22 protein-coding genes and 2 tRNA genes are annotated in these 25,825 nt (G+C 57.2%); 22 read left to right on the top strand and 2 right to left on the bottom strand.

Annotated features, from left to right (window positions below; all coding sequences use genetic code 11):
• Positions 1-33 precede the first annotated feature (33 nt).
• The 7 genes from dnaK (at position 34) to AACY50_RS20175 (ending at position 9,842) form a co-directional block, all read left to right on the top strand.
• Entirely contained in the window at positions 34-1,950 is a 1,917-nt protein-coding gene (dnaK, locus tag AACY50_RS20205) for a molecular chaperone DnaK (RefSeq protein WP_339431689.1), read from the top strand.
• Positions 1,951-2,246: 296 nt separating this feature from the next.
• The gene (gene dnaJ, locus AACY50_RS20200) at positions 2,247-3,371 is read left to right on the top strand and encodes a molecular chaperone DnaJ (protein ID WP_221730603.1); all 1,125 of its coding nucleotides are present in this window, start codon (positions 2,247-2,249) and stop codon (positions 3,369-3,371) included.
• A gap of 9 nt (positions 3,372-3,380) precedes the next feature.
• Positions 3,381-4,187 (top strand): 4-hydroxy-tetrahydrodipicolinate reductase, encoded by an 807-nt coding sequence (dapB, locus tag AACY50_RS20195; RefSeq protein WP_339431690.1) that lies wholly within the window; start codon positions 3,381-3,383, stop codon positions 4,185-4,187.
• Positions 4,188-4,445: 258 nt separating this feature from the next.
• The gene (gene carA / locus AACY50_RS20190; protein ID WP_339431691.1) at positions 4,446-5,582 is read left to right on the top strand and encodes a glutamine-hydrolyzing carbamoyl-phosphate synthase small subunit; all 1,137 of its coding nucleotides are present in this window, start codon (positions 4,446-4,448) and stop codon (positions 5,580-5,582) included.
• Between the two features lie 126 nt (positions 5,583-5,708).
• Positions 5,709-8,930 carry a carbamoyl-phosphate synthase large subunit gene (gene carB, locus AACY50_RS20185; RefSeq protein WP_339431692.1) on the top strand — a complete coding sequence of 1,074 codons (3,222 nt, stop codon included), beginning with the start codon at positions 5,709-5,711 and terminating at the stop codon, positions 8,928-8,930.
• A 2-nt stretch (positions 8,931-8,932) separates the two neighbouring features.
• Entirely contained in the window at positions 8,933-9,409 is a 477-nt protein-coding gene (gene greA, locus AACY50_RS20180) for a transcription elongation factor GreA (protein ID WP_339431773.1), read from the top strand.
• A 28-nt stretch (positions 9,410-9,437) separates the two neighbouring features.
• Positions 9,438-9,842 (top strand): MFS transporter, encoded by a 405-nt coding sequence (locus tag AACY50_RS20175; RefSeq protein WP_339431693.1) that lies wholly within the window; start codon positions 9,438-9,440, stop codon positions 9,840-9,842.
• Between the two features lie 9 nt (positions 9,843-9,851).
• Here AACY50_RS20175 and AACY50_RS20170 read toward each other — a convergent pair whose 3' ends face one another.
• Positions 9,852-10,160 (bottom strand): YhbY family RNA-binding protein, encoded by a 309-nt coding sequence (locus AACY50_RS20170; protein ID WP_339431694.1) that lies wholly within the window; start codon positions 10,158-10,160, stop codon positions 9,852-9,854.
• 101 nt (positions 10,161-10,261) lie between these two features.
• Here AACY50_RS20170 and rlmE point away from each other — a divergent pair, with 101 nt between their 5' ends.
• The 15 genes from rlmE (at position 10,262) to pnp (ending at position 25,592) form a co-directional block, all read left to right on the top strand.
• Positions 10,262-10,891 (top strand): 23S rRNA (uridine(2552)-2'-O)-methyltransferase RlmE, encoded by a 630-nt coding sequence (gene rlmE / locus AACY50_RS20165; RefSeq protein WP_150617091.1) that lies wholly within the window; start codon positions 10,262-10,264, stop codon positions 10,889-10,891.
• 203 nt (positions 10,892-11,094) lie between these two features.
• Positions 11,095-13,002 (top strand): ATP-dependent zinc metalloprotease FtsH, encoded by a 1,908-nt coding sequence (ftsH, locus tag AACY50_RS20160; protein WP_221730609.1) that lies wholly within the window; start codon positions 11,095-11,097, stop codon positions 13,000-13,002.
• A gap of 8 nt (positions 13,003-13,010) precedes the next feature.
• Positions 13,011-13,862, top strand: coding sequence for a dihydropteroate synthase (gene folP, locus AACY50_RS20155; protein ID WP_339465472.1), 852 nt, complete (start codon positions 13,011-13,013; stop codon positions 13,860-13,862).
• A 16-nt stretch (positions 13,863-13,878) separates the two neighbouring features.
• A complete protein-coding gene (glmM, locus tag AACY50_RS20150) occupies positions 13,879-15,216 on the top strand; it encodes a phosphoglucosamine mutase (RefSeq protein ID WP_339539050.1) in 1,338 nt (445 codons plus the stop codon).
• A gap of 65 nt (positions 15,217-15,281) precedes the next feature.
• Positions 15,282-16,037, top strand: a complete 756-nt coding sequence (gene tpiA, locus AACY50_RS20145) for a triose-phosphate isomerase (RefSeq protein ID WP_339539049.1) — start codon at positions 15,282-15,284, stop codon at positions 16,035-16,037.
• A gap of 4 nt (positions 16,038-16,041) precedes the next feature.
• Complete coding sequence (gene secG / locus AACY50_RS20140) at positions 16,042-16,428, top strand: preprotein translocase subunit SecG (RefSeq protein ID WP_095191056.1); 387 nt, start codon at positions 16,042-16,044, stop codon at positions 16,426-16,428.
• Positions 16,429-16,450: 22 nt separating this feature from the next.
• Positions 16,451-16,536: transfer RNA gene (locus tag AACY50_RS20135), tRNA-Leu, on the top strand.
• Between the two features lie 97 nt (positions 16,537-16,633).
• Positions 16,634-16,710, top strand: a tRNA-Met gene (locus AACY50_RS20130).
• 139 nt (positions 16,711-16,849) lie between these two features.
• On the top strand, positions 16,850-17,308 hold the full coding sequence (gene rimP, locus AACY50_RS20125; RefSeq protein ID WP_007915250.1) for a ribosome maturation factor RimP: 459 nt from the start codon (positions 16,850-16,852) through the stop codon (positions 17,306-17,308).
• 47 nt (positions 17,309-17,355) lie between these two features.
• Positions 17,356-18,837 (top strand): transcription termination factor NusA, encoded by a 1,482-nt coding sequence (nusA, locus tag AACY50_RS20120; protein WP_221730613.1) that lies wholly within the window; start codon positions 17,356-17,358, stop codon positions 18,835-18,837.
• A 27-nt stretch (positions 18,838-18,864) separates the two neighbouring features.
• A complete protein-coding gene (gene infB / locus AACY50_RS20115; RefSeq protein WP_339431697.1) occupies positions 18,865-21,396 on the top strand; it encodes a translation initiation factor IF-2 in 2,532 nt (843 codons plus the stop codon).
• Positions 21,397-21,555: 159 nt separating this feature from the next.
• Entirely contained in the window at positions 21,556-21,957 is a 402-nt protein-coding gene (rbfA, locus tag AACY50_RS20110) for a 30S ribosome-binding factor RbfA (protein WP_095191053.1), read from the top strand.
• Positions 21,958-21,961: 4 nt separating this feature from the next.
• On the top strand, positions 21,962-22,879 hold the full coding sequence (truB, locus tag AACY50_RS20105) for a tRNA pseudouridine(55) synthase TruB (protein ID WP_339431698.1): 918 nt from the start codon (positions 21,962-21,964) through the stop codon (positions 22,877-22,879).
• Between the two features lie 142 nt (positions 22,880-23,021).
• Complete coding sequence (rpsO, locus tag AACY50_RS20100; protein ID WP_003177875.1) at positions 23,022-23,291, top strand: 30S ribosomal protein S15; 270 nt, start codon at positions 23,022-23,024, stop codon at positions 23,289-23,291.
• Positions 23,292-23,486: 195 nt separating this feature from the next.
• Positions 23,487-25,592 (top strand): polyribonucleotide nucleotidyltransferase, encoded by a 2,106-nt coding sequence (pnp, locus tag AACY50_RS20095; RefSeq protein WP_221730616.1) that lies wholly within the window; start codon positions 23,487-23,489, stop codon positions 25,590-25,592.
• 137 nt (positions 25,593-25,729) lie between these two features.
• Here the strand turns inward: pnp and AACY50_RS20090 are convergent.
• On the bottom strand, positions 25,730-25,825 hold a 96-nt coding region (locus AACY50_RS20090; protein WP_221733679.1), incomplete at its 5' end, for a transposase domain-containing protein.

The raw sequence follows: 25,825 nt of genomic DNA, 5'->3' as shown, positions 1-25,825 counted from the left end.
GGCATCCAAATCCAAAGTTTCGGGAGAGTTAACATGGGCAAAATTATCGGTATCGACCTGGGGACTACCAACTCCTGCGTCTCCGTGCTGGAAAACGGCAAAGCAAAAGTTATTGAAAACGCTGAAGGCGCGCGTACCACGCCGTCGATCATCGCTTACGCCAACGATGGCGAAATTCTGGTAGGTCAGTCGGCCAAGCGTCAGGCTGTTACCAACCCGCACAACACTCTGTACGCCGTAAAGCGTCTGATCGGTCGTCGTTTCGACGAAGAAGTTGTGCAGAAAGACATTCAGATGGTCCCTTACAAGATCGTCAAGGCTGACAACAACGACGCTTGGGTTGAAGTAAACGGCCAGAAAATGGCCCCGCCACAAATCTCGGCTGAAATTCTGAAGAAAATGAAGAAGACCGCCGAAGATTACCTCGGCGAGCCAGTGACTGAGGCGGTAATCACCGTTCCGGCTTACTTCAACGACAGCCAGCGTCAGGCGACCAAAGACGCCGGCCGCATCGCCGGTCTGGACGTAAAACGTATCATCAACGAACCAACCGCCGCCGCTCTGGCTTACGGTATGGACAAGGCCAAGGGCGATCACACCGTGATCGTTTACGACCTGGGTGGCGGTACTTTCGACGTTTCGGTGATCGAGATCGCTGAAGTTGACGGCGAGCACCAGTTCGAAGTGTTGGCCACCAACGGTGACACGTTCCTGGGCGGTGAAGACTTCGACATTCGTCTGATCGACTACCTCGTGGACGAATTCAAGAAAGAAAGCGGCATGAACCTCAAAGGTGATCCGCTGGCCATGCAGCGCCTGAAAGAAGCCGCTGAGAAAGCCAAGATCGAGCTGTCGTCCGCTCAGTCGACCGACGTGAACCTGCCGTACATCACTGCAGACGCCACCGGTCCTAAGCACCTGAACGTCAAGATATCGCGTGCCAAGCTCGAAGCTCTGGTTGAAGACCTGGTTCAGCGCACCATCGAACCTTGCCGCATCGCCATGAAAGACGCTGGTCTGGACGTTGGCGCGATCAACGACGTGATCCTGGTCGGCGGTCAGACTCGTATGCCGCTGGTACAGAAGCTGGTAACCGATTTCTTCGGTAAAGAAGCACGTAAAGACGTTAACCCGGACGAAGCGGTTGCCATGGGTGCTGCGATTCAGGGCGCTGTTCTGGCTGGCGACGTGAAAGACGTTCTGCTGCTCGACGTCAGCCCGCTGACCCTGGGTATCGAAACCATGGGTGGCGTGATGACCGCGCTGATCGAGAAAAACACCACGATTCCTACCAAGAAATCGCAAGTGTTCTCGACTGCCGACGACAACCAGGGCGCTGTGACCATTCATGTTCTGCAAGGTGAGCGTAAGCAAGCCACACAAAACAAATCCCTGGGCAAGTTCGACCTGGCCGACATTCCACCCGCTCCACGTGGCGTGCCGCAGATTGAAGTGACTTTCGACATCGATGCCAACGGCATCCTGCACGTTGGTGCGAAAGACAAGGCCACCGGCAAGACTCAGTCGATCGTGATCAAGGCCAACTCCGGTCTGTCCGACGAAGAAATCGAGCGCATGGTGCGTGACGCCGAAGCGAACGCTGACGAAGATCGCAAGTTCGAAGAACTGGCCGTCGCCCGTAACCAAGGTGATGCACTGGTTCACTCGACTCGCAAAATGGTCTCCGAAGCTGGCGACAAGGTCAGCGCCGAAGAGAAGACTGCGATCGAAGCCGCTGTGGTCGCTCTGGAAGCCGCTGTTAAAGGCGACGACAAGGCTGCCATCGAAGCCAGGGTTGAAGAGCTGTCGAAACTCTCCGCTCCGGTTGCTCAGAAGATGTACGCCGACCAGGCTCAGCCAGCTGATGGTGCAGCCCCGCAAGGCGAATCGGCTGAGAAACCTGAAGACGTGGTCGATGCAGAGTTCGAAGAAGTCAAAGACCACAAGTAAGTTGTTGGTCGGCCGGTTGACTGCCTTTCGGCGGTGACTGGTAGGATGTCGCCGCGCGGGAGCTTGCTCCCGCGTTGGTGTATCTGGAATACGCGAATTTTTACAGCATGCGACAGCGTTCGGATGCTGGCGGTATGGCTGAAAATGCTCCTGCTTTTCACGTCGAAAGTACCGCATGAATCACAGACCAGGATCGTTGAATTGACGTGAGTTGGGTCCGGGCCTGTATTGGGGCTCAACGAGTTTGGCGAGGCTCAGGAGGGGTTTGCCGAACGTCCTTAAGAGTGCAAAGACTTATGGCAAAGCGTGACTATTACGAGGTGTTGGGTGTTGAGCGTGGCGCGAGCGACGCAGACCTGAAAAAGGCCTATCGCCGTTTGGCGATGAAGCATCACCCGGACCGTAATCCCGATGACAAAGCATCGGAAGAGCTGTTCAAAGAGGCTAATGAGGCCTACGAAGTATTGTCCGACTCGAGCAAGCGCGCGGCGTTCGACCAGTATGGTCATGCCGGTGTCGACCCAAGCATGGGGGGAGGCGGTGCCGGTTTCGGTGGTCAGAACTTCTCCGACATCTTTGGCGATGTCTTCAGTGACTTCTTCGGTGGCGGTCGCGGTGGTTCCCGTGGCGGCGCTCAGCGTGGCAGCGACTTGCGCTACACCCTGGAACTGAATCTGGAAGAAGCGGTGCGCGGCACAACCGTGAATATCCGCGTTCCGACACTGGTCAATTGCAAGCCGTGCGATGGTTCGGGTGCCAAAAAAGGCTCGTCACCTTCGACTTGCCCGACGTGTGGCGGCATTGGTCAGGTGCGCATGCAGCAGGGCTTCTTCTCGGTGCAGCAGACCTGCCCGCGTTGCCATGGCCAGGGCAAGATCATTTCCGATCCGTGCGACTCCTGCCACGGTGACGGCCGCGTTGAAGAGTACAAAACCCTGTCGGTCAAAGTGCCGGCCGGCGTCGATACTGGCGACCGCATTCGTCTGTCTGGCGAAGGCGAGGCGGGTACTCAGGGTGGTCCGACTGGTGACCTGTATGTCGTCATCAACGTGCGAGAGCACGACATCTTTCAGCGTGACGGCAAACATCTGTTCTGCGAAGTGCCGATCAGCTTTGTCGATGCAGCGCTGGGCGGCGAGCTGGAAATTCCGACCCTCGACGGTCGCGTCAAACTGAAAATCCCTGAAGGTACCCAGACCGGCAAGCAGTTCCGCGTGCGCGGCAAGGGTGTGGCTCCTGTGCGTGGCGGTGGTGCGGGCGACTTGATGTGCCGTGTAGCGGTCGAGACGCCGGTCAACCTGAATCGTCGTCAGCGCGAATTGCTGGAAGAGTTCCGCAGCTCCCTGGCCGATGACAACAGCCACTCGCCGAAAACCACGGGTTGGTTTGACGGTGTGAAGCGCTTCTTCGGCGACTTGTAAGGAGTGGGCATGCGACGTATTGCAGTGATGGGCGCCGCCGGGCGCATGGGTAAAATTCTGGTGGAGGCCGTGCAGCAGCGCGCGCCACTGACCGGGTTGACTGCCGCTGTCGTCCGTCCTGGCAGCACGCTGATCGGGGTGGATGCCGGTGAGTTGGCTTCGCTGGGGCGAATTGGCGTGCCGCTCTCCGGTCATGTGGAAGCGGTCGCTGATGAATTCGATGTATTGATCGACTTCACGCTGCCGGAAGTGATGCTGAAAAATTTGGCGTTCTGTCGTAAGGCAGGCAAGGCCATGGTCATCGGCACCACCGGGCTGGATGCGGCGCAAAAGCAATTGCTGGTCGAGGCGGGCAAGGACATTCCTATCGTCTTCGCGTCCAACTTCAGCGTCGGGGTCAATCTGTCGCTGAAGCTGCTGGACATGGCGGCGCGCGTGTTGGGTGATGATGCCGACATCGAAATCATCGAGGCTCACCACCGCCACAAGATCGATGCGCCGTCGGGTACGGCGTTGCGCATGGGTGAGGTGATTGCCGGTGCGCTGGATCGTGATCTGCAGAAAGTTGCGGTCTACGGTCGTGAAGGCCATACCGGTGCCCGCGAGCGCGAAACCATCGGTTTTGCCACGGTTCGTGGTGGGGATGTGGTGGGTGATCACACGGTGCTGTTCGCCTGTGAGGGTGAGCGTCTGGAGATCACCCATAAGGCGTCGAGCCGCATGACGTTCGCCAAGGGCGCGGTGCGTGCGGCGTTGTGGCTGGACGGTCGCGAACCGGGCCTGTACGACATGCAAGACGTGCTCGACCTGCGTTGATTGATCGTTTGAACCCGGCGCAAACGCCCTGTTTGCGCTGGATTTTCTCCGCCGAGCGACGTCCTGTCGCATTCTCCGGCCTTTTAGGCTCATTAGCGGTGGACCCAAAAAGCCTTTTTCTGTAAGCTACAGCTTTAGTGTGTCCACTAAAAGCGAGCAGAATAATTCAGTGAAGAAGCGGGGTGACGTGTCCATACGTCACTCCGCTTTTTTACAACCTGCGATCGCCCTTTCATGCGTTATTTACGGGAGGTCTTCTTGACTAAGCCAGCCATACTTGCCCTTGCTGATGGCAGCATTTTTCGCGGCGAAGCCATTGGAGCCGACGGTCAAACCGTTGGTGAGGTGGTGTTCAACACCGCAATGACCGGCTATCAGGAAATCCTTACCGATCCTTCCTACGCCCAACAGATCGTTACCCTGACTTACCCGCACATCGGCAACACCGGCACCACGCCCGAAGACGCCGAGTCCGACCGCGTCTGGTCCGCTGGTCTGGTCATCCGTGACTTGCCGCTGGTGGCGAGCAACTGGCGCAACACGATGTCCCTGTCTGATTACCTGAAAGCCAACAATGTTGTGGCGATCGCCGGTATCGACACCCGTCGTCTGACCCGCATCCTGCGTGAAAAAGGTGCACAGAACGGCTGCATCATGGCCGGTGACAACATCTCTGAAGAAGCCGCCATTGCTGCCGCGCAAGGCTTTCCGGGCCTCAAGGGAATGGATCTGGCGAAAGTCGTCAGCACCAAGGCTCAATACGAATGGCGCTCCACTGTCTGGGATCTGAAAACCGACAGCCACGCGACCATCGAAGCTTCCGAGTTGCCTTACCACGTCGTTGCCTACGACTTTGGCGTCAAGCTGAACATTCTGCGCATGCTGGTTGAGCGCGGCTGCCGCGTTACCGTGGTCCCGGCGCAAACTCCGGCCGCTGACGTACTGGCTCTGAAGCCGGACGGTGTGTTCCTGTCCAACGGCCCTGGTGATCCGGAGCCGTGCGACTATGCGATCCAGGCGATCAAGGACGTGCTGGAAACCGAAACTCCGGTATTCGGCATTTGCCTCGGTCACCAGTTGCTGGCGCTGGCCTCCGGTGCCAAGACCCTGAAAATGGGCCATGGTCACCACGGTGCCAACCACCCGGTGCAGGACCTGGACACGGGCGTCGTGATGATCACCAGCCAGAACCACGGTTTTGCGGTAGACGAAGAAACCCTGCCTGCCAACGTCCGCGCGATTCACAAATCGCTGTTCGACGGCACCCTGCAAGGCATCGAGCGCACCGACAAAAGCGCGTTCAGCTTCCAGGGTCACCCTGAGGCGAGCCCGGGCCCGAACGATGTCGCGCCACTGTTCGACCGCTTCATCAACGAGATGGCCAAGCGACGCTAAGCGTTCGCCTTGAGACTGTAGAGAGAAGCCCTTCGAGGGCGGCCCCGACACCGGCGGCCCCCTCGAGACTTCAGAAATCGATCAAGACGGCTTGCCGACTGACCTGCGGATTTGAGTGACAAACCCATGCCAAAACGTACAGACATTAAAAGCATCCTGATTCTTGGCGCTGGCCCGATCGTTATCGGCCAGGCTTGCGAATTCGACTACTCCGGCGCCCAGGCCTGCAAGGCCCTGCGCGAAGAGGGTTACCGCGTCATCCTGGTGAACTCCAACCCGGCCACCATCATGACCGACCCGGACATGGCTGACGCCACGTACATCGAACCGATCAAGTGGCAGACTGTTGCCAAGATCATCGAAAAAGAACGTCCCGATGCAGTGTTGCCAACCATGGGCGGCCAGACTGCTCTGAACTGCGCCCTGGATCTGGAGCGCGAAGGCGTTCTGGAGAAGTTCGGCGTGGAGATGATCGGTGCCAACGCCGACACCATCGACAAGGCTGAAGACCGTTCGCGTTTCGACAAGGCGATGAAATCCATCGGCCTGGCCTGCCCGCGTTCCGGTATCGCCCACAGCATGGAAGAAGCCAACGCAGTCCTCGAGACGTTGGGTTTTCCGTGCATCATCCGTCCGTCCTTCACCATGGGCGGCACTGGTGGCGGTATCGCTTACAACCGTGAAGAGTTCGAAGAAATCTGCGCCCGTGGTCTGGACCTGTCGCCAACCAAAGAGCTGCTGATCGACGAATCCCTGATCGGCTGGAAAGAATATGAAATGGAAGTTGTCCGCGACAAAAAGGACAACTGCATCATCGTCTGCTCGATCGAAAACTTCGACCCGATGGGCGTGCACACCGGTGACTCGATCACTGTCGCCCCGGCTCAGACCCTGACCGACAAGGAATACCAGATCCTGCGTAACGCCTCCCTGGCGGTACTGCGCGAGATCGGCGTCGAGACCGGCGGTTCCAACGTTCAATTCGGTATCTGCCCGAACACTGGCCGTATGGTCGTGATCGAAATGAACCCGCGTGTATCGCGTTCCTCGGCGCTGGCTTCGAAAGCCACCGGTTTCCCGATCGCCAAAGTCGCGGCCAAACTGGCTGTGGGTTACACCCTCGACGAACTGTCGAACGACATCACCGGTGGGAAGACCCCGGCGTCCTTCGAGCCGTCCATCGACTATGTCGTGACCAAGCTGCCCCGCTTCGCCTTCGAGAAATTCGCCAAGGCTGACGCACGCCTGACCACGCAGATGAAATCGGTCGGCGAAGTCATGGCTATCGGCCGTACCTTCCAGGAATCCCTGCAGAAAGCCCTGCGCGGTCTGGAGGTTGGTGTTTGCGGTCTGGACGAGAAGCTCGACCTGAGCAATCCGGAAAGCATGAGCGTGCTCAAGCGCGAACTGACTGTGCCGGGCGCCGAGCGTATCTGGTACGTGGCAGACGCCTTCCGTGCGGGCATGACTGTCGAAGACATCTTCGGCATGAACATGATCGACCCGTGGTTCCTGGTGCAGATCGAAGATCTGATCAAGGACGAAGAGAAGGTCAAGACCCTCGGTCTGTCCGCTATCGACCGCGACCTGATGTTCAAGCTCAAGCGCAAAGGCTTCTCCGATCAGCGTCTGGCCAAGTTGCTGGGCGTTACCGAGAAAAACCTGCGCACTCACCGTCACAAGCTGGAAGTGTTCCCGGTCTACAAGCGCGTTGACACCTGCGCGGCCGAGTTCGCCACCGACACTGCTTACCTGTACTCGACTTACGAGGAAGAGTGCGAAGCGGCGCCGTCCGGTCGCGACAAAATCATGATTCTGGGCGGCGGTCCGAACCGTATCGGTCAGGGTATCGAGTTCGACTACTGCTGCGTTCACGCGGCCCTCGCTCTGCGCGAAGACGGTTACGAGACCATTATGGTCAACTGCAATCCGGAAACCGTGTCCACCGACTACGACACGTCCGACCGTCTGTACTTCGAGCCGGTAACGCTGGAAGACGTGCTGGAAATCTGCCGCGTCGAGAAGCCCAAAGGTGTGATCGTCCAGTACGGCGGCCAGACTCCGCTGAAACTGGCTCGTGCTCTGGAAGCTGCCGGCGTACCGATCATCGGCACCAGCCCTGACGCCATCGACCGCGCTGAAGACCGTGAGCGCTTCCAGCAAATGGTTGAGCGTCTGAACTTGCGTCAGCCGCCAAACGCCACCGTGCGTAGCGAAGACGAAGCTGTTCGCGCTGCTGCGAAGATCGGTTATCCGCTGGTGGTGCGCCCGTCCTACGTGCTGGGCGGTCGCGCAATGGAGATCGTCTACAAGGAAGACGAGCTCAAGCGTTACCTGCGTGACGCGGTGCAGGTGTCCAACGACAGCCCGGTGCTGCTCGATCACTTCCTCAACTGCGCCATCGAGATGGACGTTGATGCGGTCTGCGACGGCAAGGACGTGGTGATCGGCGCGATCATGCAGCACATCGAACAGGCTGGCGTTCACTCCGGTGACTCCGCGTGCTCGCTGCCGCCTTACTCGCTGCCGGCGCACATCCAGGACGAGATGCGCGAACAGGTCAAGAAAATGGCCCTGGAGTTGGGTGTTGTCGGCCTGATGAACGTGCAGTTGGCGCTGCAAGGAGAAGACATCTACGTCATCGAGGTGAACCCGCGCGCTTCCCGTACCGTACCGTTCGTCTCCAAGTGCATCGGTGTTTCCCTGGCGATGATCGCGGCTCGCGTGATGGCCGGTAAAACCCTGAAAGAAATTGGTTTCACCAAGGAAATCATCCCGAACTTCTACAGCGTGAAAGAGGCGGTCTTCCCGTTCGCCAAATTCCCTGGCGTTGACCCGATCCTCGGCCCAGAGATGAAGTCCACTGGTGAAGTGATGGGTGTCGGCGACACCTTCGGCGAAGCTTTCGCCAAGGCCCAAATGGGTGCCAGCGAAGTGCTGCCGACCGGCGGTACTGCATTCATCAGCGTGCGTGACGACGACAAGCCACTGGTTGCAGGCGTAGCCCGTGATCTGATCAACTTGGGCTTCGAAGTGGTCGCGACTGCCGGCACTGCCAAGCTGATCGAAGCTGCGGGCCTGAAAGTGCGCCGTGTGAACAAGGTGACCGAGGGGCGTCCGCACGTGGTCGACATGATCAAGAATGACGAAGTCACTCTGATCATCAACACCACTGAAGGTCGTCAGTCGATCGCCGACTCCTACTCCATTCGTCGTAATGCCTTGCAGCACAAGATTTACTGCACCACCACCATTGCTGCTGGCGAAGCTATCTGTGAAGCGCTGAAATTCGGTCCTGAAAAAACCGTGCGCCGCTTGCAGGATCTACACGCAGGATTGAAGGCATGAGCATAATCAAGTACCCAATGACTGTTCAGGGCGCTCGCGCCCTGGAAGAAGAGCACACTCACCTGACCAAGGTCGTTCGTCCAAAGCTTAGCCAGGACATCGGTACGGCCCGCGAGTTGGGTGACTTGAAGGAAAACGCTGAATACCATGCCGCTCGTGAACAGCAAGGCATGGTCGAAGCGCGGATTCGTGATATTGAGGGCCGGATTCAGAATCAGGTGATCATCGATGTCACGACGATTCCCCATACCGGTAAAGTGATTTTCGGCACCACCGTTGAAATCGCTAATGTCGAAACTGATGAAAGCGTCACTTACCACATCGTGGGTGAGGATGAGGCTGACTTCAAACTCGGCAAGATTTCAGTCGGTTCTCCTCTTGCTCGTGCTTTGATCGGCAAGGAAGAGGGTGATGTGGTTGCTGTGAAAACGCCAGGTGGCGTTATCGAGTATGAGATTGTCGAAGTCCGTCACATCTGAAACCGGGCGCCCGCTACGCGCGGGCGCCATGCTTTGGCAGCTGACCCAGATGTTGTGGGTCGGTGGTCTTTGGTTGATTCATTTTGGTTTGCAGCCGGCGTTGGGCCAGATTGGCCTGGCGCAGTTGCTGATTGATGAAATCGCCAGTGCATTTGAAGTGCTGGTGGTGGGCTTTTCCGCCGCATGCTTGATTTTTCAGGCCTTGGTGCTGGTGCAGGCCGAGGGCCTTGGCAGTCTATGGCAAGATTTTCGCGGGCAGGTGCTGTTGATGGCGTTGAATGCGTGTGCGATGTTTGTCGCCGTGCGTATCGGCTGGCCGGATGCTCAGCGCTGGCAGGTATTCAGTTATCTGGTTCTGGGGTTTTCCGGGTTGGTGCTGGTGCTGCAGCCGGTACCTGGATGGAGTGGCAGGGTGCGCGAAGCACACCCTTGACCCTTGTCATCACTTGAAGCGATGAACGTTCGACAGCTGCTTGTTGACGCTGAAGTTCTTGCGGTAAACCAGTGCCATCTTGCCGATGACCTGTACCAGGTCAGCCTTGCCGACCTTGCACAGTTCTGCGATGTGCGCCAGGCGCGACTCGCGATCAAGGATGTTGAGCTTGATTTTGATCAGCTCGTGATCCGCCAATGCGCGTTCAAGTTCGGCTATAACACCTTCAGTCAAACCGTTGTCAGCCACAGTCAAGACTGGTTTCAGATGGTGGCCAATGGATTTGTACTGTTTCTTCTGCTCTTGAGTGAGCGGCATAATCTGACCCTTTCGTCTGGATTCTGTAAAATGGCGGCCATTTTACCCGAGGGTTCGTGGATCCGCCCAATTAATCACGACCCTTATCATCGAGGTGCCCAATGGCGCGTTCCAAGACAAGCCTTGGTTGGCTGAAAAGACATGTCAATGATCCCTATGTGAAGCAAGCGCAGAAGGATGGCTACCGCTCGCGTGCGAGTTACAAGCTTCTGGAGGTTCAAGAGAAATACAAGCTGATCCGTCCGGGCATGAGTGTTGTCGATCTGGGGGCTGCGCCTGGTGGCTGGTCGCAGGTTACTAGCCGGCTGATCGGTGGTCAGGGGCGTCTGATTGCCTCGGACATCCTGGAAATGGACAGTATTCCGGACGTGACCTTCATTCAGGGCGACTTCACCGAGGACGCAGTACTCGCGCAGATCCTGGATGCCGTCGGTAATTCGCAGGTAGACCTTGTGATTTCCGATATGGCCCCCAATATGAGTGGTACACCTGAAGTGGACATGCCCAAAGCCATGTTCCTTTGCGAGTTGGCGCTTGATCTGGCGGAGCGGATACTCAAGCCGGGTGGTAATTTCGTAATCAAGATTTTTCAGGGCGAAGGGTTTGATGTTTACCTGAAGGATGCCCGCAAGAAGTTCGACAAGATCCAGATGATCAAACCGGATTCTTCTCGTGGCAGCTCCCGCGAGCAGTACATGCTGGCTTGGGGTTATCGCGGGCGTAGTGAGTAAAACGGGTTTTTTTCACGGGGGTGATAGGTTTTTCGTATTTTGCCCCGAGCGCTTTAGCGAATATTGTGTAGAAAGTGTTTCACAAAGGGTTACAGACGGCGCCTGCCAGAGTTGTAGGTAATGTAGTAAGTTAGGCCGGTGAATATCATGCGAAGCGCGCGCCAGTAGCGGAGCTTGCTTCAGAGGGTAGTTAATTGAACGATATGGCAAAGAATTTGATCCTGTGGTTGATCATCGCGGCTGTCCTGGTGACGGTGATGAACAACTTCTCCAGCCCTAACGAGCCGCAGACCCTCAACTATTCCGACTTCATCCAGCAGGTCAAGGATGGCAAGGTCGAGCGCGTAGCGGTTGATGGCTATGTGATTACCGGCAAGCGCAACGACGGCGACAGCTTCAAGACCATTCGTCCCGCTATTCAGGACAATGGCCTGATCGGTGATCTGGTCGATAACCACGTTGTGGTTGAGGGCAAGCAACCTGAGCAGCAGAGCATCTGGACCCAGCTTCTGGTAGCCAGCTTCCCGATCCTGGTGATTATCGCGGTGTTCATGTTCTTCATGCGCCAGATGCAGGGCGGCGCTGGCGGCAAGGGCGGACCGATGAGCTTCGGCAAGAGCAAGGCGCGCCTGCTCTCCGAAGATCAGGTCAAGACTACTTTGGCTGACGTTGCCGGTTGCGACGAAGCCAAGGAAGAAGTGGGTGAGTTGGTAGAGTTCCTGCGTGATCCGGGCAAGTTCCAGCGTCTGGGTGGTCGTATCCCTCGTGGCGTGCTGATGGTGGGGCCTCCGGGTACCGGTAAGACTTTGCTGGCCAAGGCTATCGCTGGCGAAGCCAAAGTGCCTTTCTTCACCATTTCCGGTTCTGACTTCGTCGAAATGTTCGTCGGTGTCGGTGCAAGCCGTGTGCGTGACATGTTCGAGCAGGCGAAGAAACATGCGCCTTGCATCATTTTCATCGACGAAATCGACGCTGTCGGTCGCCACCGTGGCGCCGGCATGGGGGGTGGTCACGACGAGCGTGAGCAGACCCTCAACCAGTTGCTGGTTGAGATGGACGGCTTCGAAATGAATGACGGCATCATTGTGATTGCTGCAACCAACCGTCCTGACGTACTCGATCCGGCATTGCTGCGTCCGGGCCGTTTCGACCGTCAGGTTGTGGTCGGCCTGCCAGATATTCGTGGTCGCGAGCAGATTCTCAAGGTTCACATGCGCAAAGTGCCAATGGGTGACGACGTTGCTCCGGCCGTTATCGCTCGCGGTACTCCGGGCTTCTCCGGTGCCGACTTGGCCAACCTGGTCAACGAAGCGTCGCTGTTCGCTGCTCGTAGCGGCAAACGCATCGTCGAGATGAAAGAGTTCGAGCTGGCCAAAGACAAGATCATGATGGGCGCCGAGCGAAAATCGATGGTCATGTCCGAGAAAGAAAAGCAGAACACTGCTTATCACGAAGCTGGCCACGCCATTGTCGGTCGTGTTGTGCCTGAGCATGACCCGGTCTACAAGGTTTCGATTATCCCGCGCGGTCGTGCGTTGGGTGTGACCATGTTCCTGCCGGAAGAAGATCGTTACAGTCTGTCCAAGCGTGCGCTGATCAGCCAGATTTGCTCGCTGTACGGTGGCCGTATCGCTGAAGAAATGACCTTGGGCTTCGACGGTGTAACCACTGGTGCTTCCAACGACATCATGCGTGCCAGTCAGATTGCACGGAACATGGTGACCAAGTGGGGTCTTTCGGAAAAACTCGGTCCGTTGATGTACGCCGAAGAAGAGGGTGAAGTGTTCCTCGGGCGTGGTGGTGGCGGTCAGGGCGCCAGTTTCTCTGGTGAGACTGCGAAGCTTATCGATTCCGAAGTGCGCAGCATCATTGATCAGTGCTACGGCACGGCCAAGCAGATCCTCACGGATAATCGTGACAAGCTGGATGCAATGGCTGACGCGCTGATGAAGTATGAAACGATTGATGCTGAGCAGATCGACGACATCATGGCCGGTCGCACGCCTCGCGAGCCTCGCGATTGGTCGGGTGGTGCGGGTACGCCGCCGCCTCCTGTCGTTCAGGATGAGCGTCCGGAAAAACCGATTGGCGGTCCGGCTGCTGATGTTTAAGGTTTGAAATGACTTCTGTACAGTCCCTGACCCGGTTGCCTTGCGGCAACCGGGTTCTTGATTTTTCCCAGACGCATGTCATGGGTATTCTCAATGTAACTCCCGATTCCTTCTCTGACGGTGGCCGTTACAGCCAGCTCGACGCGGCCTTGCGCCACGCTGAAGCCATGGTCGCCGCAGGTGCGACGCTGATCGATGTGGGTGGCGAGTCCACCCGTCCTGGCGCTCGTACGGTTTCGCCGCTGGAAGAGCTTGAGCGCGTGGCGCCAATCGTCGAGCTGATCAATCGCGAACTTGATGTCATCATCTCGGTCGATACGTCGACTCCGGCGGTGATGCGCGAAACTGCGAGACTGGGTGCCGGATTGATCAATGATGTGCGGTCACTGCGGCGCGATGGTGCATTGGATGCGGCGGCGGCTACGGGGTTGCCGGTGTGTCTGATGCATATGCTGGGTGAGCCTGGTGATATGCAGGATGATCCGCGCTATCAGAATGTCACTCGGGAAGTGAGCGAATTTCTCGCTGAGCGGATGGCTCAATGCGCGTTGGCAGGTATTGCTGCCGAGCGTGTCATACTTGATCCTGGTTTCGGATTCGCCAAAACCCTGGAGCACAACCTAAGCTTGTTCAAGCATATGGAGGCTCTGCATAAGCTAGGTCGACCTTTGTTGGTTGGTGTATCTCGGAAAAGCATGATTGGTCACGCCTTGAATCGTCCTGTGGGCGAGCGTCTGCATGGTGGTCTCGCACTGGCTGCGCTCGCGTCAATCAAGGGCGCACGTATATTGCGCGTCCATGATGTGGCGGAAACGGTAGACGTGGTGCGGATGATCGCGGCCGTTGAGTCGGCTGAATAAGAACGATGGAGCAGTTATGAGCAAGAAATACTTCGGTACTGACGGCATTCGTGGTCGAGTCGGGGAATATCCGATTACTCCTGACTTCATGCTCAAGCTCGGCTGGGCTGCTGGCATGGCGTTCCGCAGGATGGGCGCCTGCAAAGTGCTGGTTGGCAAAGACACGCGCATCTCCGGTTATATGTTTGAATCGGCGCTTGAAGCTGGACTGACTTCGGCGGGGGCGGATGTAATGCTGCTTGGTCCGATGCCGACGCCGGCCATTGCCTATCTGTCGCGCACGTTCCAGGCTGAAGCCGGCATCGTGATCAGTGCTTCGCACAACCCGCATGATGATAACGGCATCAAATTCTTCTCAGGTAAAGGCACCAAGTTGCCGGATGAGCTGGAATTGATGATCGAAGAGTTGCTCGACACACCAATGACCGTGGTCGAGTCGAGCAAGATCGGCAAGGTGTCGCGGATCAATGACGCCTCTGGTCGTTACATTGAATTCTGCAAAAGCAGTGTGCCAACCGGTACCAATTTCGCCGGTCTCAAGATCGTCATCGACTGCGCTCACGGTGCGACCTATAAAGTTGCGCCGAGTGTTTTTCGTGAGCTGGGCGCCGAGGTCGTGGTGCTGTCAGCCCAGCCAAATGGTCTGAACATCAACGACAATTGCGGCTCCACTCATATGGGGCAGTTGCAGGCGGCGGTGCTGGCTGAGCACGCTGATCTGGGTATTGCTTTTGACGGGGATGGTGATCGCGTCCTGATGGTTGACCACACGGGGGCGATTGTTGACGGTGATGACCTGCTGTTCATCATTGCTCGCGATCTGCAGGAGCGTGGAAAGCTGCAAGGAGGAGTGGTAGGCACCCTGATGAGTAATCTCGGTCTGGAGCTGGCCCTTGCCGATCTTTCGATTCCGTTTGTTCGCGCCAATGTCGGCGACCGTTATGTGATTGCTGAGTTGCTTGAGCGTAACTGGTTGGTCGGTGGTGAGAACTCAGGGCATATCGTCTGTTTCAATCACACCACGACCGGTGACGCGATCATTGCTGCTCTGCAAGTGCTGATGGCGCTCAAAACGCGTAACGAAGGTCTGGCGTTAGCTCGACAAGCTTTGCGCAAGTGTCCTCAGGTGCTGATCAATGTGCGTTTCGGTGGAGGTGAAAGTCCGCTGGAACATCCGGCTGTCAAGGAGGCCAGCGCGCGCGTCACTCAGGCAATGGCCGGTCGCGGACGTGTGCTTTTGCGCAAGTCCGGCACAGAGCCTTTGGTGCGTGTGATGGTTGAAGGGGAGGATGCAACCCAGGTTCGCAGCTATGCCGAAGAGCTGGCAAAACTGGTAACTGAAGTTTCTGCCTGATTCGGCTTGCCAGCCATGATTGTGTTGGGTAACATCTGCGCCCACTTTGACCGACGAGGTACAGCATGCGTCGCCCTATGGTAGCTGGTAACTGGAAGATGCACGGTACCCGCGCCAGCGTCGCTGAGCTGATCAACGGGCTTCGTCATCTGGCCTTGCCAAGCGGTGTTGATGTCGCGGTATTCCCGCCTTGCTTGTATATCAATCAAGTGATTGATGGCTTGAAAGGCAAATCGATTTCGGTCGGTGCGCAGAATTCTGCGGTGGAATCCATGCAAGGTGCATTGACCGGTGAGATTGCACCGAGTCAGTTGGTGGATGCAGGTTGTTTCCTTGTGCTTGTCGGGCACTCCGAACGCCGCCAGATAATGGGCGAGCGAGACGGGATGCTGAATCGCAAGTTCGCAGCGGCACAGGCATGTGGCTTGATTCCGGTGTTGTGTATAGGGGAAACCCTGGAGCAGCGCGAAGCTGGAAAAACTCTTGAGGTTGTCGGGCGTCAGCTGGGCAGCATCATCGAGGAGCTGGGTGTAGGTGCTTTTGCCAAGGCAGTCATCGCTTACGAGCCTGTCTGGGCCATTGGTACCGGACTGACTGCAACGCCGCAACAGGCTCAGGATGTGCATAAAGCCATTCGCGAACAGTTGGCGGCAGAGAATTCTGAGGTCGCACGAGGTGTGCGGCTTCTATACGGCGGCAGCGTGAAGGCGGCCAATGCGGTCGAACTGTTCGGCATGCCGGATATCGATGGGGGGCTCATTGGTGGGGCTTCCCTGAATGCAGATGAGTTCGGTGCGATTTGTCGCGCCGCGGGAAACTGAAAAAATGCTGGAAACAGTCGTAGTCGTTTTTCATCTGCTGGGTGCATTGGGCGTAGTTGCTCTGGTTTTGCTGCAGCAGGGTAAGGGTGCGGACGCTGGTGCGTCTTTCGGAGCAGGTGCTTCAAATACTGTGTTCGGAAGCCAAGGTTCCTCTACCTTTCTTAGTAAGTTTACTGCTATACTTGCCGCCGGTTTCTTCATAACCAGCTTGGGGTTAGGTTACTTTGCTAAAGAGAAAGCTCATGAGCTGACTCAAGCAGGTTTGCCAGATCCAGCAGTGTTGGAAGTGCCTAAGCAGCAACAACCGGCTTCTGATGATGTACCGGTGCTTCAAGAGCAAAAGTCGGCTACTCCAGCGACTGACGTACCTCCAGCTCAAGAGCAGAAGTAAGAAGGGTTTCAAACGTAGTTTTGCCGAGGTGGTGGAATTGGTAGACACGCAACCTTGAGGTGGTTGTGCCCATAGGGTGTAGGGGTTCGAGTCCCCTTCTCGGTACCAATTAGTCAAGAGAGCCCGCTGTTGCGGGCTTTCTTGCAGGTGGAAGGTTACATTGACCCTGCAAGGGATCGGTCGTATACTTCCGCCCCAGCTTTGTCGCGGGGTGGAGCAGTCTGGTAGCTCGTCGGGCTCATAACCCGAAGGTCGTCGGTTCAAATCCGGCCCCCGCAACCAGTTTAAGGAGCCCCTTTTAAGGGGCTTTTTGTTAGCTGGATACTTTCGACGCCGCTGTTCGGCGGCGTTTCAAGGATGGGCGTTAGGCCCATTTTTTTATTTTGCATAGCATGCACATATCATGCACTAGGGGGTTCAGGTGTCGAGCAAGCTAGAAGAGTTGCAGGCCTTGCTGGCCCCGGTGGTCGTGGCCCTAGGCTATGAATGCTGGGGTATTGAGTTTTCGGCTCAAGGTCGTCACTCGATGTTGCGCGTTTATATCGATAAAGAGGGTGGCGTGCTGGTGGACGATTGCGCCATTGTCAGCCGTCAGATCAGCGGTGTACTGGATGTTGAAGATCCAATCTCCGTTGAATACACCCTCGAAGTTTCCTCGCCTGGCATGGAGCGCCCACTGTTCACTCTTGAGCAGTTTGCAAAATTTGCCGGTGAACAAGTGAAGATCAAGCTGCGCTCGCCTTTTGAAGGTCGACGCAACTTTCAGGGCCTTCTGCGCGGTGTAGAAGAGCAGGATGTCGTGGTGCAGGTAGATGACCACGAATTCCTGTTGCCGATCGATATGATCGACAAGGCCAACATTATTCCCAGTTTTGACTGAGACGCGGATCCCGCGGATCCAATGGCTTGCGAAAGGCGAGGCGTACGATGAGCAAAGAAGTACTGCTGGTTGTTGAGTCGGTATCCAATGAAAAGGGCGTACCGGCAAGCGTAATTTTTGAAGCGCTGGAGCTGGCTCTGGCCACTGCTACCAAAAAGCGTTTTGAAGACGAAGTTGACCTGCGTGTGGAAATTAACCGCCACACCGGTTCTTACGAAACTTTCCGTCGCTGGACGGTCGTCGAAGAAAACGATCTCGACGATCCGGCTATCGAAACTTGGCCGAGCAAGGTTGCTGAAACGCATCCTGGCGCCAATGTCGGCGACGTTGTTGAAGAAAAGATCGAGTCCATCGAGTTCGGCCGCATTGCTGCACAGACTGCCAAGCAAGTCATCGTGCAGAAAGTGCGCGAAGCCGAGCGTGCTCAAGTGGTCGACGCCTATCGCGAGCGCCTGGGAGAAATCATCTCCGGCACCGTGAAAAAAGTCACCCGCGATAACGTGATCGTCGACCTGGGCAATAACGCTGAAGCGTTGCTGGCCCGTGAAGACATCATCTCTCGCGAAACTTTCCGCGTCGGCGTGCGTTTGCGCGCGCTGCTCAAGGAAATCCGCACCGAGAACCGTGGCCCGCAGTTGATCCTGTCGCGTACCGCGCCGGAAATGCTGATCGAGCTGTTCCGTATCGAAGTGCCGGAAATTGCCGAAGGTCTGATCGAAGTCATGGCTGCGTCCCGTGATCCGGGTTCGCGTGCCAAGATCGCCGTCCGCTCCAAGGACAAACGCATCGACCCGCAGGGCGCTTGCATTGGTATGCGCGGTTCGCGCGTCCAGGCAGTGTCGGGTGAGTTGGGCGGTGAGCGTGTTGATATCGTCCTGTGGGACGACAACCCGGCTCAGTTCGTGATCAACGCCATGTCCCCGGCCGAGGTTGCGGCAATTATCGTTGACGAAGATGCCCACGCCATGGACATCGCCGTTGGCGCAGACAATCTGGCTCAGGCCATCGGTCGCGGTGGTCAGAACGTGCGTCTGGCGAGCCAGTTGACTGGCTGGACCCTGAACGTGATGACCGAATCGGACATCCAGGCTAAGCAGCAAGCAGAAACCGGCGACATCCTGCGCAACTTCATCGACGAGCTGGAAGTCGACGAAGAGCTGGCTCAGGTGCTGGTTGATGAAGGCTTCACCAGCCTGGAAGAGATTGCCTACGTACCGTTGGAAGAAATGCTCAACATCGACGGCTTTGACGAGGACATCGTCAACGAGCTTCGCGCTCGTGCCAAGGATCGCTTGTTGACCAAAGCCATCGCTACTGAGGAAAAGCTGGCAGACGCCCATCCGGCCGAAGACCTGCTCTCGCTTGAGGGTATGGACAAGGATTTGGCGATGGAACTGGCGGTGCGCGGCGTAATTACCCGCGAAGACCTGGCCGAGCAGTCTATTGACGACCTGCTCGACATCGACGGCATTGACGATGATCGTGCCGGCAAGTTGATCATGGCCGCCCGAGCCCACTGGTTCGAGTAATTAGGCGCGGCCTGAGGAGAGAAGTGCATGACGCAAGTCACGGTGAAACAACTGGCCGATGAGGTCAAAACACCGGTAGAGCGCCTGTTGCAGCAGATGCGTGAGGCAGGTCTGCCGCACACCGCCGCCGAAGAACATGTGACTGACAGTGAGAAGCAATCTTTGCTGACTCACTTGAAGAGCAGCCACAAGGCGAAAGTGGAAGAACCACGCAAGATCACGCTGCAGCGTAAAACCACCAGCACCCTGCGTGTGGCTGGTAGCAAGAGCATCAGCGTTGAAGTTCGCAAAAAGAAAGTTTTCGTACAGCGTAGCCCGGAAGAAATCGAAGCCGAGCGCAAGCGTGAACTGGATGAACGTCGCGCAGTAGAAAATGCTGCGCGTCAGAAGGCTGAAGAAGAAGCCAAGCAACGCGCCGAAGAAGAAGCGCGTCGCCAGCCTGCTGCTGCCAAAACCGCTACCAACGACGCCGTTTCGGCGCCGGCTGCAGCTGCCCAGCCAGTACGCGAAAGCGCACCGGTGGCCGCCGCTGCTCCAGCACCGTCTGCTGACGTTCGTAACAAGCAGAACGAACAGCGCCGTCCGGACAAACCACGTGCCGACGACAACAATCGTCGCAGTGGCGGTGGTGACGGCGAGCGTAAAAACGCTCCGCATCGCGCATCGGTCAAAGAGAAAGCGCCAGCACCACGTGTCGCGCCACGTACTACCGACGAAGAGAGCGATGGCTTCCGTCGTGGTGGTCGCGGCAAGTCCAAGCTGAAGAAGCGCAACGCTCACGGTTTCCAGAGCCCAACCGGCCCTGTCGTGCGCGATGTGCAGATCGGCGAGACCATCACCGTTGGCGATCTCGCCAATCAGATGTCGGTCAAGGCTGCTGAAATCATCAAGTTCATGTTCAAACTGGGTACTCCAGCGACCATCAACCAGGTGCTTGATCAGGAAACTGCTCAACTGGTAGCCGAAGAACTGGGCCACAAAGTGACCCTGGTCAGCGACACCGCTCTGGAAGATTCCCTGGCCGAGTCCCTGAAGTTTGAAGGTGAGTCGTTCTCCCGTGCGCCAGTCGTGACCGTAATGGGCCACGTTGACCACGGTAAGACCTCGCTGCTCGACTACATTCGTCGTGCCAAGGTTGCTGCGGGCGAAGCCGGCGGTATCACCCAGCACATCGGTGCGTACCACGTTGAAACCGAACGCGGCATGGTCACCTTCCTTGATACCCCAGGTCACGCCGCGTTTACCGCAATGCGTGCCCGTGGTGCCAAGGCGACCGATATCGTGATTCTGGTGGTTGCAGCCGACGACGGCGTAATGCCGCAGACCATTGAAGCTGTTCAGCACGCTGTAGCGGCTGGCGTTCCACTGGTGGTTGCAGTGAACAAGATCGATAAGCCGGGTGCTGATCTTGATCGCATCCGTAGCGAACTGTCGGTTCACGGTGTGACGTCGGAAGAGTGGGGCGGTGATACGCCGTTCGTACCGGTTTCGGCGAAAGTCGGTACTGGCGTGGACGAACTGCTCGAAGCCGTATTGCTGCAGGCTGAAGTTCTCGAACTGAAAGCGACTCCTTCGGCTCCAGGCCGTGGTGTCGTGGTTGAATCGCGTCTCGACAAAGGTCGTGGCCCGGTTGCAACCGTGCTGGTCCAAGACGGTACCCTGCGCCAAGGCGACATGGTGCTGGTCGGTTCGAACTATGGTCGCGTTCGCGCCATGCTCGACGAGAACGGCAAGCCAATCAAGGAAGCCGGTCCTTCCATCCCTGTCGAGATTCTCGGCCTGGACGGTACCCCGGACGCTGGCGACGAGATGAGCGTAGTGGCTGACGAGAAGAAAGCCCGTGAAGTGGCTCTGTTCCGTCAAGGCAAGTTCCGCGAAGTCAAACTGGCTCGCGCTCACGCCGGCAAGCTGGAAAACATCTTTGAAAACATGGGTCAGGCCGAGAAGAAGACGCTCAACATCGTCCTCAAATCCGACGTCCGTGGTTCGCTGGAAGCGTTGAACGGTGCCTTGAATGGCCTAGGCAACGACGAAGTGCAAGTGCGCGTAGTCGGCGGCGGTGTCGGTGGTATCACTGAATCCGACGCCAACCTGGCACTGGCCTCCAACGCTGTACTGTTCGGCTTCAACGTGCGTGCCGATGCTGGCGCACGGAAGATCGTCGAGCAGGAAGGTCTGGATATGCGTTACTACAACGTGATCTACGACATCATCGAAGACGTCAAGAAAGCCCTGACCGGTATGCTCGGCAGCGATGTTCGCGAGAACATCCTGGGTGTTGCCGAGGTGCGTGACGTGTTCCGTTCGCCGAAGTTTGGCGCGATCGCTGGTTGCATGGTGATCGAAGGTGTTGTGCACCGTAACCGTCCGATCCGTGTACTGCGTGAAGACATCGTTATCTTCGAAGGCGAGCTGGAATCCCTGCGCCGCTTCAAGGATGACGCTTCCGAAGTACGTGCCGGCATGGAATGCGGTATTGGCGTCAAGAGCTACAACGACGTCAAAGCTGGCGACAAGATCGAAGTTTACGAGAAGGTTCAGGTTGCTCGCAGCCTCTAACTCGCGCACTTCAGGAGCCGTGATGGTCGGCCGCACTGCAATGTGTGGCGCATCACTCGGACTCTAAACGCAACGCCCGGTCTGGCTTCTGTCAGGCCGGGCGTTTGCCGCTTTCAGACCTTGCGGGTTTCACCGTAGGGCAGTAACAGGTAACAAATCATGGCAAAAGAATACAGCCGCACCCAACGTATCGGCGATCAGATGCAGCGTGAGCTGGCCCAACTGATCCGTCGTGAAGTCAAAGATCCGCGCGTCGGCCTGGTCACCATTACCGCTGTGGAAGTCAGCCGTGACGTCGGTCACGCGAAGATCTTCATCACCGTGATGGGGCAGGACAATGCCGAAGACATCGCGCAAAGCATCAAGGTACTGAATGCCGCCGCAGGTTTCCTGCGTATGCAATTGGCCCGCGAAATGAAGTTGCGCAGCGTGCCGCAATTGCACTTCCACTACGACGAAAGCGTCGTGCGTGGTGCGCACCTGTCGGCCCTGATCGAGCGCGCCGTGGCTGAAGACAATCAGCACCCGGCAGTTGCTGAACCTGAAGACACCAAGGAGTAATTCGGTGGCTCAGGTCAAACGTATCCGTCGTAACGTCAGCGGTATCATCCTGCTCGACAAGCCGCTGGGGTTCACCTCCAACGCCGCGTTGCAGAAGGTTCGCTGGTTGCTCAACGCCGAAAAGGCTGGGCATACCGGCAGTCTCGATCCGCTGGCCACTGGCGTTTTGCCGCTGTGCTTCGGCGAGGCCACCAAGTTTTCGCAATATCTGCTCGATTCCGACAAGGGTTACGAAACCCTGGCGCAACTGGGCAAGACCACCACCACGGCAGACGCCGAAGGTGAGGTTTTGCAGGAGCGTCCGGTGACCGTTGGTCGCACCGATGTCGAGGCGGTTCTGCCGAAATTTCGCGGTCAAATCAGTCAGATACCGCCGATGTACTCGGCGCTCAAGCGAGATGGTCAGCCGCTGTACAAGCTGGCTCGTGCAGGCGAAGTAGTGGAGCGCGAACCGCGTTCTGTTACTATTGCGCGCTTGGAATTACTGGCCTTCGAGGGCGATACTGCGCGCCTTGCGGTGGATTGCAGCAAGGGCACCTATATTCGCACCCTGGTGGAGGATATCGGTGAGCAACTCGGTTGTGGTGCGTACGTCGCAGAATTGCGCCGTACCCAGGCCGGGCCTTTCACCCTGGCGCAGACCGTGACTCTCGAAGAGCTGGAAGCAGTACATGCCGAAGGCGGCAACGAAGCGGTCGACCGTTTCCTGATGCCATCGGACAGCGGCCTGCTGGATTGGCCGTTGCTGCAGTTCTCGCAAGCGAGTGCGTTCTACTGGCTTAACGGCCAGCCGGTTCGTGCTCCGGATGCTCCGAAGTTCGGCATGGTGCGGGTACAGGATCACAATGGTCGCTTCATCGGTATCGGTGAAGTGAGCGAAGACGGGCGCATCGCGCCACGTCGCTTGATTCGGTCAGAATGACCGGAACCGGCCTGTGTAACAGCAGGTCGGCGAGTGTGGCTGTTAACAGGCACGGTCACGACTCATTTATAGATACAGGGATTTGTCCCTGGCCTGTTGAAGCTGTTTCCTTGAAACAGTTTCCTGATAAAAGGATTGCCTCATGGCTCTCGACGTTCAAGAAAAAGCTCAAATCGTTGCTGACTACCAGCAAGCTGTTGGTGACACTGGTTCGCCAGAAGTGCAAGTTGCACTGCTGACCCACAACATCAACAAACTGCAAGGTCACTTCAAGGCCAACGGTAAAGATCACCACTCCCGTCGTGGTCTGATCCGCATGGTTAACCAGCGCCGCAAGCTGCTGGACTACCTGAAAGGCAAGGATCTGGGTCGTTACCAGACTCTGATCGGTCGCCTGGGTCTGCGTCGCTAATCAGCGATTGCGCTATGAGGTTGGTTGTCTGTCAGGCGTCAGCGGTTTACCGCTGGCGCCTTGCAGGCTCCCAGCCTCAAGTTTTATCTGGATACACGTTTTACCCTGGACAGGCGTTGGGCCGACTCCCGACATTGCCCAAGAATTTCGCAAGAAACCAGTTCCCCCAAGAGCCACAAAAGAAGGTAGGACACCGTGAACCCGGTAATCAAAAAATTCCAGTTCGGTCAGTCGACCGTTACCCTCGAGACTGGCCGTATCGCCCGTCAGGCCTCCGGCGCAGTATTGGTCACCGTTGACGACGACGTCAGCGTATTGGTGACTGTTGTTGGTGCCAAGCAAGCCGATCCGGGCAAGGGCTTCTTCCCTCTGTCCGTTCACTACCAGGAAAAGACTTACGCTGCCGGTAAGATCCCTGGCGGTTTCTTCAAGCGTGAAGGCCGTCCTTCCGAGAAAGAAACCCTGACTTCCCGACTGATCGACCGTCCGATCCGTCCGCTGTTCCCAGAAGGTTTCATGAACGAAGTGCAGGTTGTCTGCACCGTCGTTTCCACCAGCAAGAAGACCGATCCGGACATCGCTGCGATGATCGGTACCTCGGCTGCCCTGGCCATTTCGGGTATCCCGTTTGACGGCCCGATCGGCGCCGCTCGTGTAGCTTTCCACGAAAGCACCGGCTACCTGCTGAACCCGACTTACGAGCAACAAGCTGCTTCGAGCCTGGACATGGTCGTTGCCGGTACTTCGGACGCTGTGCTGATGGTTGAGTCGGAAGCCAAAGAGCTGACCGAAGACCAGATGCTGGGCGCGGTACTGTTTGCTCAAGACGAGTTCCAGGTTGTGATCAACGCCGTTAAAGAGCTGGCTGCCGAAGCTGCCAAGCCAACCTGGACCTGGGCGCCTGCTCTAGAAGCCACCGAGTTGCTGGGCGCGATCCGTGCCGAATTCGGCGAAGCGATCTCCCAGGCTTACACCATCACCATCAAGGCTGACCGCTACGCACGTCTGGGCGAGCTGAAAGACCAGGTTGTTGCCAAGCTGTCCGGCGAAGAAGGCCAGCCTTCTGCCAGCGAAGTCAAAGCGGCTTTCGGTGAAATCGAATACCGCACCGTTCGCGAAAACATCGTAAACGGCAAGCCACGTATCGACGGCCGTGACACCCGTACCGTACGTCCGCTGAACATCGAAGTCGGCGTTCTGCCGAAGACCCACGGTTCGGCTCTGTTCACCCGTGGCGAAACCCAGGCTCTGGTCGTCGCGACGTTGGGCACCGCCCGTGACGCACAGCTGCTGGATACCCTGGAAGGCGAGAAAAAAGACCCGTTCATGCTGCACTACAACTTCCCTCCGTTCTCGGTGGGCGAGTGTGGTCGCATGGGTGGCGCTGGTCGTCGTGAAATCGGTCACGGCCGTCTGGCCCGTCGTTCGATTTCGGCCATGCTGCCTGCCGCTGACGTGTTCCCGTACACCATTCGCGTGGTTTCGGAAATCACTGAATCCAACGGTTCGAGCTCGATGGCTTCCGTTTGCGGCGCTTCCCTGGCCCTGATGGACGCTGGTGTGCCGATGAAGGCACCGGTTGCCGGTATCGCCATGGGTCTGGTTAAGGAAGGCGAGAAATTCGCAGTCCTGACCGACATCCTGGGCGACGAAGACCACTTGGGCGACATGGACTTCAAAGTAGCCGGTACTGCCAAAGGCGTTACCGCACTGCAGATGGACATCAAGATCAAGGGCATCACCGAAGAGATCATGGAAATCGCTCTGGGCCAAGCCCTGGAAGCGCGCCTGAACATCCTCGGTCAGATGAACCAGATCATCGGTCAGTCGCGTACCGAACTGTCGGCCAACGCTCCGACCATGATTGCGATGAAGATCGACACCGACAAGATCCGTGACGTTATCGGTAAAGGTGGCGCCACCATCCGTGCGATCTGCGAAGAAACCAAGGCTTCGATCGACATCGAAGACGACGGTTCGATCAAGATCTTCGGCGAAACCAAGGAAGCGGCTGAAGCAGCTCGTCAGCGCGTTCTGGGTATCACCGCTGAAGCCGAGATTGGCAAGATCTACGTTGGCAAGGTTGAGCGCATCGTCGACTTCGGCGCATTCGTCAACATCCTGCCGGGCAAGGATGGTCTGGTTCACATCTCGATGCTGAGCGATGCTCGTGTTGAGAAAGTGACTGACATTCTGAAAGAAGGTCAGGAAGTGGAAGTGCTGGTACTGGACGTGGATAACCGCGGCCGTATCAAGCTGTCCATCAAAGACGTGGCAGCGGCCAAGGCTTCGGGCGTTTAAACACCCCGCAGCGTTAGCGCAATAAAAATGCCCCGCCGTGAAAACGGCGGGGCATTTTTTTGTCTGTTGAAATCAACCGTACCAAGTCCCGAGTTGCCGGACCTCAGTAAGCGTCTGCCCAACTCACGTTGCGTAAGTCAGACAGATACCCACTGATGCGGCAGCAGTTGGTCGATCTCACTCGCCCGTTGCGTCGGCAACCGCGTCAGCACATCTTTGAGATAGGCATACGG

Source organism: Pseudomonas sp. RA_15y_Pfl2_54, from assembly GCF_963971015.1.
Classification (GTDB): domain Bacteria; phylum Pseudomonadota; class Gammaproteobacteria; order Pseudomonadales; family Pseudomonadaceae; genus Aquipseudomonas; species Aquipseudomonas baetica_A.
This window is presented reverse-complemented; position numbering and strand designations above follow the sequence as displayed.

Excerpts from the sequence above, each read along its gene's own strand:
- dnaK (WP_339431689.1), top strand. The coding sequence starts at position 34 with ATGGGCAAAATTATCGGTATCGACCTGGGGACTACCAACTCCTGCGTC.
- dnaJ (WP_221730603.1), top strand. The coding sequence starts at position 2,247 with ATGGCAAAGCGTGACTATTACGAGGTGTTGGGTGTTGAGCGTGGCGCG.
- dapB (WP_339431690.1), top strand. The coding sequence starts at position 3,381 with ATGCGACGTATTGCAGTGATGGGCGCCGCCGGGCGCATGGGTAAAATT.
- carB (WP_339431692.1), top strand. The coding sequence starts at position 5,709 with ATGCCAAAACGTACAGACATTAAAAGCATCCTGATTCTTGGCGCTGGC.
- AACY50_RS20175 (WP_339431693.1), top strand. The coding sequence starts at position 9,438 with ATGCTTTGGCAGCTGACCCAGATGTTGTGGGTCGGTGGTCTTTGGTTG.
- AACY50_RS20170 (WP_339431694.1), bottom strand. The coding sequence starts at position 10,160 with ATGCCGCTCACTCAAGAGCAGAAGAAACAGTACAAATCCATTGGCCAC.
- rlmE (WP_150617091.1), top strand. The coding sequence starts at position 10,262 with ATGGCGCGTTCCAAGACAAGCCTTGGTTGGCTGAAAAGACATGTCAAT.
- ftsH (WP_221730609.1), top strand. The coding sequence starts at position 11,095 with ATGGCAAAGAATTTGATCCTGTGGTTGATCATCGCGGCTGTCCTGGTG.
- folP (WP_339465472.1), top strand. The coding sequence starts at position 13,011 with ATGACTTCTGTACAGTCCCTGACCCGGTTGCCTTGCGGCAACCGGGTT.
- glmM (WP_339539050.1), top strand. The coding sequence starts at position 13,879 with ATGAGCAAGAAATACTTCGGTACTGACGGCATTCGTGGTCGAGTCGGG.
- tpiA (WP_339539049.1), top strand. The coding sequence starts at position 15,282 with ATGCGTCGCCCTATGGTAGCTGGTAACTGGAAGATGCACGGTACCCGC.
- secG (WP_095191056.1), top strand. The coding sequence starts at position 16,042 with ATGCTGGAAACAGTCGTAGTCGTTTTTCATCTGCTGGGTGCATTGGGC.
- nusA (WP_221730613.1), top strand. The coding sequence starts at position 17,356 with ATGAGCAAAGAAGTACTGCTGGTTGTTGAGTCGGTATCCAATGAAAAG.
- infB (WP_339431697.1), top strand. The coding sequence starts at position 18,865 with ATGACGCAAGTCACGGTGAAACAACTGGCCGATGAGGTCAAAACACCG.
- rbfA (WP_095191053.1), top strand. The coding sequence starts at position 21,556 with ATGGCAAAAGAATACAGCCGCACCCAACGTATCGGCGATCAGATGCAG.
- rpsO (WP_003177875.1), top strand. The coding sequence starts at position 23,022 with ATGGCTCTCGACGTTCAAGAAAAAGCTCAAATCGTTGCTGACTACCAG.